Genomic DNA, 679 nt, shown 5'->3' with positions numbered 1-679 from the left:
GCGCGCTTGCACCATCGCTCGCCCTTCGCCGAGCCCTCCCGGGTTGCGCACATCGACTTCCAGGCAATCCGCTGCGGACGACTGATGTGTTGGGCGGCTCCTTCCCAGCCCTGCTGGTGGATCAGGTAGAGGTCGGAAAAGGTGGGCTTTTTCTGCGTCAATATTTCGAATAGCGCAGCCTCGCTGAGAAACTTGTAGGCCGCACTCATCGCGTTGTCGCGCGGATTGAGAATGTCGCCCGATCCGTATTTGCTGAACTCAAACTTGCTCAGCTGGAACAGGCCGATATAGGAGCCGGTGCGTTGCCTGGGATTGAAATCGGATTCGATTTTGGCGACCGCCTTCATGAAGGCGACATCGACACCGAACGCTTCGGCTGCACGTTCGATCTCCTGGACGGGCGTTCCGAGCGGAACGTGGCTCAACGCCGACAAGGCGATCTTCGCGGGTTTCTCCGGCGGCGGAATTTCCGAGTAAACGTAGTATTTGAGATACGACGGTTTGCCTTCGCCCGGATTGAGCGAAGCAACGGGCGGACGGTCCTGCTGAAGCGTTGCCGAGTTCTCGGGCGACGCCGCCTCAAGGCTGGCGACCTGCAACATTGGCCCTTGCGAAGTGGTTACATCGGACGGCGGCACCGAGTCCGGCGCCGCGGCGCTGAATCCCGCCGCAACGATCG

At 60.7% G+C, this 679-nt stretch carries 1 protein-coding gene; it reads right to left on the bottom strand.

Going from position 1 to position 679, the window contains the following annotated elements:
* Positions 1–602, bottom strand: a 602-nt coding sequence (locus QJT78_RS51890; protein WP_281460921.1) for a transglycosylase SLT domain-containing protein, incomplete at its 3' end; no start/stop codon positions are given.
* Positions 603–679 lie beyond the last annotated feature (77 nt).

The sequence above is a fragment of the Bradyrhizobium sp. Mp27 genome, assembly GCF_029953005.1.
Lineage (GTDB): Bacteria > Pseudomonadota > Alphaproteobacteria > Rhizobiales > Xanthobacteraceae > Bradyrhizobium > Bradyrhizobium barranii.
Note: the sequence above shows the minus strand (reverse complement) of the source record. Positions and strands in the feature narration are given on the sequence as shown.